This is a genomic window from Paraburkholderia nemoris (genome assembly GCF_905221015.1).
GTDB classification, from domain to species: Bacteria; Pseudomonadota; Gammaproteobacteria; order Burkholderiales; family Burkholderiaceae; genus Paraburkholderia; species Paraburkholderia nemoris.
Window position 1 is genome coordinate 1 of sequence record NZ_CAJNBO010000074.1, and the last position, 6,098, is coordinate 6,098.

Annotated in this window: 6 protein-coding genes; 4 read left to right on the forward strand and 2 right to left on the reverse strand. The window is 57.0% G+C overall.

The genetic code is table 11. The features are described 5' to 3' along the window. Positions 1-272, reverse strand: a 272-nt coding sequence (locus tag KHO33_RS41355) for a hypothetical protein (RefSeq protein ID WP_211629312.1), incomplete at its 3' end; no start/stop codon positions are given. 21 nt (positions 273-293) lie between these two features. Here KHO33_RS41355 and KHO33_RS41360 point away from each other — a divergent pair. Beyond that, on the forward strand, positions 294-1,088 hold the full coding sequence (locus tag KHO33_RS41360; protein WP_054043049.1) for an ABC transporter substrate-binding protein: 795 nt from the start codon (positions 294-296) through the stop codon (positions 1,086-1,088). Between the two features lie 154 nt (positions 1,089-1,242). Here the strand turns inward: KHO33_RS41360 and KHO33_RS41365 are convergent, their stop codons facing one another. Then, positions 1,243-2,001, reverse strand: coding sequence for an acetoacetate decarboxylase (locus KHO33_RS41365; RefSeq protein ID WP_054043047.1), 759 nt, complete (start codon positions 1,999-2,001; stop codon positions 1,243-1,245). Positions 2,002-2,268: 267 nt separating this feature from the next. Between KHO33_RS41365 and KHO33_RS41370 the strand changes: the two genes are divergently transcribed. From KHO33_RS41370 to KHO33_RS41380, 3 genes are all read left to right on the forward strand, one after another. Continuing rightward, complete coding sequence (locus KHO33_RS41370; protein WP_054043045.1) at positions 2,269-3,645, forward strand: EAL and HDOD domain-containing protein; 1,377 nt, start codon at positions 2,269-2,271, stop codon at positions 3,643-3,645. 1,154 nt (positions 3,646-4,799) lie between these two features. Beyond that, complete coding sequence (locus KHO33_RS41375; RefSeq protein ID WP_200568495.1) at positions 4,800-5,405, forward strand: hypothetical protein; 606 nt, start codon at positions 4,800-4,802, stop codon at positions 5,403-5,405. Further along, positions 5,402-6,022 carry a hypothetical protein gene (locus KHO33_RS41380; protein ID WP_200568494.1) on the forward strand — a complete coding sequence of 207 codons (621 nt, stop codon included), beginning with the start codon at positions 5,402-5,404 and terminating at the stop codon, positions 6,020-6,022. The genes KHO33_RS41375 and KHO33_RS41380 overlap by 4 nt, the downstream gene beginning before the upstream one ends. The last annotated feature ends 76 nt before the right edge of the window (positions 6,023-6,098 follow it).

Here is a 6,098-nt window from a genome sequence, read left to right on the forward strand (position 1 = left end):
CGCGAGCCAATGATCCTCCTCCCGGCAACACCGTGATCTGGCGAGGCCTTCGAAGACTCACCGATATCCAGCTCGGCTTCGAGCTCGCCAAAAATTGTGGGTAATCGCAAGCCCACAGGGCCGCTTACAGGGCAGCCTGCAGGACCGCGATTCGAAGCCTGTACAATCCCGCCCTCGCGGCTGTTGCGCTGCACCACATTGGCCGCACGAGTTTGAATCGCATTTTTGGCGCGGCAATCATGCTCGCCCGGATTCGGCTCCGTCTTATTCAATACCGTAGAGGAACACCCGTAATGAAGATGAATTGGCGAAACATGGCTGCGCTCGCGCTGTTCGCGACGGCAACGGTAGCGGCAGGGTCCGCGTCGGCAGCGGATATCAAGGAAGTGCGCTTCGGCGTCGAGGCGTCGTATGCGCCGTTCGAATCGAAGTCGCCGTCGGGCGAGCTGCAAGGTTTCGATATCGACATCGGCAATGCTGTGTGCGCAAAGCTGAAAGCGAAATGCGTGTGGGTCGAGAATTCGTTCGACGGCCTGATTCCCGCGTTGGAAGCGCGCAAGTTCAACGCGATCAACTCGGACATGACGATCACGGAACAGCGCCGCCAGGCCATTGACTTCACCGATCCGATCTACACGATCCCGAATCAGATGATCGCGAAGAAGGGCAGCGGTCTGCTGCCTACGGCGGCATCGCTCAAGGGTAAGCACGTTGGCGTGCTGCAAGGCACGATTCAGGAAACGTATGCGAAGGCGCGCTGGGCCCCGGCGGGCGTCGACGTCGTGCCGTATCAGACGCAGGACCAGATCTATGCCGACCTCGCATCGGGTCGTCTGGACGCTGCGTTCCAGGACGCGGAAGCGGCTTCGAAGGGCTTTCTGAAGAAGCCGCAAGGCGCAGGCTTCGACTTCGCCGGTCCGGCCGTCAGCGACGAGAAGTTGCTCGGCGCGGGCGTGGGCTTTGGCCTGCGCAAGGGCGACAAGGCGTTGAAGGACGCGGTGAACCAGGCGCTCAAGGAACTGAAGGCCGACGGCACGATCGACCGCTTCGCCGCGAAGTACTTCGACGTGAAGGTCGTGTTGAAGTAAGGCGTTGGGTGTTTTGCCTGAATGGTTTTGCCTGAGACAGCCGGCCGCTTGATGCGGCCGATTGTCTTTTGAGGCGGTGGTTGATGCACCGCCGGCCTGTCACTTCTAGTGCATGATGCCGCGCGCGCTGCGCTAGCCGCACCGTGACAGTCGGTCAGCGAACGTTGGCTTCAGGCTGCTCGAGATAGTCGAACACCACTTCACCGAGTCCTAGCGTCAGATCGGCAAGCAGATGCCGCGCCTCGACGATTTCGAGCACCGGCAATTCCGCGACCGGCGCCAGAGCATGGTGTGCCAGTTCGAGCGAGGCGGGACCCGTCCATGCACCTTTCAGGGTGATGTCTTGCAGGTAGTAGCGCACCAGTTCGCAAATGCGCGGCGTGCCGTCCACATGCGGAATCACTTTCAGGAGGAAGTTCGGCGTCTCCAGACGCTTCTGTTGCTGCGCGAGATCCAGTTGCCGATGCTTGTAGCCCATCGTGCCGGTGGCGATGCGCACAGGGCCGTAATCGAGCGTGCCAAGGAGCGTGTCGGTATGGACTTCCAGGACCGGCGAGGCGAGCTTCTTCGGAAAGCCCCACAACTCGCGGCCGCCGGCGATCGGCGGATGGTCGTCCAGATACATCGCCAGCGTGTAACCACCTGCCACGCCGTTGTACGACACCGGGATCACCTGACCGCTTTCCGTGTAGTCGCCGAAGCCGGTCGAGTCCGGCATGCGAATGAATTCGTAATGGACGAGCGGCTCGCCGATCTGCAGCGGCTCGGGCACCACGGCGCGCAGTTTGTCCGGATCGGTGCGGTAAGTGATGATCAGAAATTCCCGGTCGACGAAACGATACGGACCCATCGGAAACGCCGGGCTCGTGATCGGCATTGCGAAGGCATTTGACAGCACGCTTTTGACGTCCATGATTTTCCTTGGTGGTTAAAGGTCGGTGGTGGAACGCTTCTGCACTGCACAAGAGTATCGTCGATTCCTTCCATCTCTTCAGCGAGACTGGTTGCCAATTATTTCGAGATATTGCGGCGTTGACATGTCCGCACGCATCCGCCTGCGCTAAAATCGCCGGGCACACCGTACGCGCAAAGGGCCTCAGGGTCTGGATGTGCGCGATTGGTGCAGCAGAAACCAAAATACAGCAGGAAGCGCCGGGGCGGCGCTTAGCGGGGGACCAGAATGACCACCATCGCAATCGAGAATCCCAGCCATACGGGGGCTGCGGACGATGCGCAACTGAATGCCAGCTTCGCGCGCCAGCCGATTCTGAATCGGGACGGCATGCTATGCGGCTATGAGATCAAGGTGCGCGCGCCGGAATTGCCTGCGTGCGCCGAATCCGACGCGGGCGCTGCATCGGCCGCCGATCCGGCTGCGGATGCGGATGCCTTGCCGGGCCGCGCGCCCGATCCCGCGCAGCTCGTGGCGCGAGCCGTGATTCGCGGTTTGATGCAGGGCAATGTGCGTGGTGCGCTCACCGGGCATCCCGCTTACGTCGACGTAAGCCGCGAGATGCTGTTCGACGATTCGATCCAGCATTTGCCCACTGACCGCTTCATGTTCGAATTGTCGCCGTCGATCCTGGTCGACGATGCGCTGATTGCGCGCATCGTTCAATTGCACGGGCGGCGCTATCGCTTCGTACTCGACGAAGTGACGCAGCCCGATGAAACGTTTGCGAAGCTGCTGCCCTACGCGGAAGTCGTCAAGATCGATTTCACACGGGCGTCGAAAGCGCTGTTGCCCAAGTTGACGAGCGTGCTCAAGTCCGCGGGCAAGCTGCTGATAGCGCTGGGTCTCGATGCACAGAGCGATTTCGAAGAGGCGCATGGTCTCGGTTTCGACCGTTTTCAAGGCTACTTCTTCGCGCGTGCGCAGACCTCGACGACGCGGCGCGTCAGCGCGCCGCGGCATGCATTGCTGAATCTGCTGCAACTGCTATCGGGCGACCCGACCGTTGCGCAACTCGAAGCCGAACTCAAGCTGAATCCGGTGCTGGTCATGCATCTGATGAAGCTCGCGAATTCGAGCGGCCTCGCCGTCGGCCACAAGGTCACGACGTTGCGCGAAGCGATCAATGCGACCGGCACGAACCGGATCGCGCGCTGGACGCAATTGTTGTTGTACGCGGATGGCCGCAAGGTTGCGCTCGAGGACGATCCTCTGCTGCAACTCGCGGCGACCCGGGCGCGCTTCATGGAACTGGCGATCGAGCGCCTGCCTGAAGCGGGGCGTGACGAAGCCGATGCGGCGTTTCTGACCGGCGTGTTTTCGTTTGTCGATGCGGTGTTCGGCGGCTCGCTCGAAAGCACGTTGAATGTGCTGACGCTATCGCGGCCGATTCAGGCGGGTATCCTGCATCGGCAGGGCGTGTTGGGGTTGTTGCTGACCGCAGTCGAAGAGCTTGAGCGCGGGGCGTGGGATGAGCTCGATGCCTTGTGCGCGCGCTTGCAGCCGTTGACGGTGGAAGAGATCGCGCTGCTCGGATTGGCGGCTGGGGCGTGGGCCGGCGTCGCTGATCGGAGTGCGGAGGGGTTGGAGCGGATTGAGGATTGAGGGGTGGGCGTCGGTTGGCGAGTTTGTGGCCGATGTGCGTTGAACCGCGGGTGGGAGCGTGGTGACGCGAATTGATGTGGTCTTCCCTGAATGTCAATTGATAGGGGCAGGCAATTCATTGGATTGCAAAACGGCGAAGCACGGCTTCGCCGTTTTGCGTTTACGGCGTGCCATGCCCTGAACGAGCGCCAGGCTGGAGGTTGAGCTAATCACTTTCGTTGAATTCTGACGACGCTGTCAGAAGGGGCCGATAGCGCATTTTGCTTAGGTGCGATAGATTCGCGGCCGATTCTTTCGATGTGAAAGGATTGGTTGCTGGTCCAACGGCGCCGCCGATCAACGTCGATCGTTCTGGCGATGCTCGCCGAGGCTTTCAGCACTTGCAATTCAGAGACCGGCCCGCTGCGATTCTCGCAGGTCGTGCGGGCTTTGAATGTCGAGTAGAGAACTGGTGTGATGTGAGCCGAGGTGGACGAATTTGCCCTAGACATAGCTCTCATACCGTCTCGTATTGCAAGGTTTGGAAAATATCCAGTGGCGGATAGGGCTTCTCCAAAACTATCGCCATCCGAAGGATACGTAATGGATTTTATTGTTTGGTTCTTCGTCGACATACTCTGTTGGGGGGCGGCGCCTTCGGGTTGAAGATTTTATCTTTTGGAAGATTAAGGGTTTCGAAGTTGGAGCCGGAATGGGTTGCCGGATTTGGAGCTGTTGCTATAACTGTTGCGTTTGCTTCGATGATTTACATGATAAAAAAGGGAGTTTGATCTGCGAATCGCAAGTCTGGTCAAATGTCGGGTAGGGCGGCGTGGACATCTCGAGCAATCAGATCTGGAAAGAAAAATCTTAATCTATTCTCTCATTTCTAAGGCGAATTTAGAGAGTGTGCGGTTGTCGATAAATGATGAGGGATTTCCGCAATTCCCGTCAGAGAGTCGACGATACTGTTTTTGATTTGAGAATTTTCCTCGCTCCATCGAGAAAAATCTCATGGTGCGACTCGGGGGCAGGCCGGTACATTCGCTCGGCAGGTTAGTTCCTTTCCAGGCGAAAGGGCAATGGTGGCGACATGACTTTTGTGCCAGATTTTTTGCATTGGCAGGCTGAGTCACATCCGAATTTTAGTGAAGCGAGTAGGAGGGTATGCGGTGGTGAAAAAGATTACATATGCAGGGCTTCTTTTCGCAGTCGTTGCTGCCGGCTGGGCTGTGATATTCGCTCGTAGTCCAGGACAGATATTTCCGGGAGAGATGGTCTGGGTATTCTATCTTGTTGTAATTCCTGTGTTTGCACAGTGCGGAATATTCGTGGAGAAGTCATTTCGGGGTGCTTTTTGGAAAGACGGACTCCCAGTTTCGCCAATTTTGGAGAAAAAATGGAGTGATCAGTATTTTGTCGTTCGAGGGATTTGCGGGCAGAATAGAAAGTTTGGTGCAGCGAAAATCCCATCTGAAAAATCTAAGTATGAATCGTTGTACAACTTGTCGTCCAGCGGTATTTCGGCAGTTGTGATGTCAAAAACTATAAAAATTGGAAAGGTTCTGATTGCTGCGGCAGTTGTACTTTTTGTCATAAAAATAATTACGTCGCCAGTTATTCAGGGTGGAGCCTTAACAGCCAAAGGTGAGCTGGCAACAAGTTGGCCACTAGTCTGGTTTGTGGTTGGAAGTCTGCAGTTGGCGTTATTTATGTGCATAACGCTTATTTTATATTGGATGTTTTCAAAAATCACTTGTTTGATTCGGGGTGAAAAATGAGTGTGTTCACGATCATAACTAATACAGGGATTGTTGTAATTGAAGTCGCGCCCTCCCTAGGGCGGCGTTTACTCGACCATCTTATCCGCAACACCGACGCAGGGGCGAACCTGTACGGCCAGGCTCTGGGAAAGGCGAGTGACGCGACATCATTGTATGACATGGTAAATTCGGTTACTGGCGGCCTAATGGGTGGCGACGTAAGCAACAGTATTAAGTCGGTGGGAGGATTCGCATTCGGAGTCGCGACGGGCGCTGCAACTCAGGCAGCGGTGAATGTTGTACTTGGTGGATTGGCAGGCAGCGCGCTAGTGACAAATCCCGCCGGATGGGCAGTGCTGGCCGGTGCAGGGGCAGGCATATTAGTTGGGTACTACGCGGACCAGTACTATAAAAATAACTATGACGCAGCCATGCAGGAGGCGGGTGAACTTGCTCAGAAGATCAACGATGCTATTTTCGGTGACGGTGACGGTGACGGTGACGGTGACGGTGATGATTCCGCGGAAGATGGCAAGCTAAAGACATACGACCCCACGGGTGCGTACGATCCTTCGAAGAGTAATGGAAGCCCGGGCGGGGTGACCTTGCCCCTGTTTAGCGAATCCCATAGCTGAGAGATTTATGCGGCTCGTCCCTGTTGAGCGGCGAACCAGTTTTTCTCGAACGTCATGGGGCTGACGTAGTCGAGCG

Excerpts from the sequence above, each read along its gene's own strand:
- KHO33_RS41360 (WP_054043049.1), top strand. The coding sequence starts at position 294 with ATGAAGATGAATTGGCGAAACATGGCTGCGCTCGCGCTGTTCGCGACG.
- KHO33_RS41365 (WP_054043047.1), bottom strand. The coding sequence starts at position 2,001 with ATGGACGTCAAAAGCGTGCTGTCAAATGCCTTCGCAATGCCGATCACG.
- KHO33_RS41370 (WP_054043045.1), top strand. The coding sequence starts at position 2,269 with ATGACCACCATCGCAATCGAGAATCCCAGCCATACGGGGGCTGCGGAC.
- KHO33_RS41380 (WP_200568494.1), top strand. The coding sequence starts at position 5,402 with ATGAGTGTGTTCACGATCATAACTAATACAGGGATTGTTGTAATTGAA.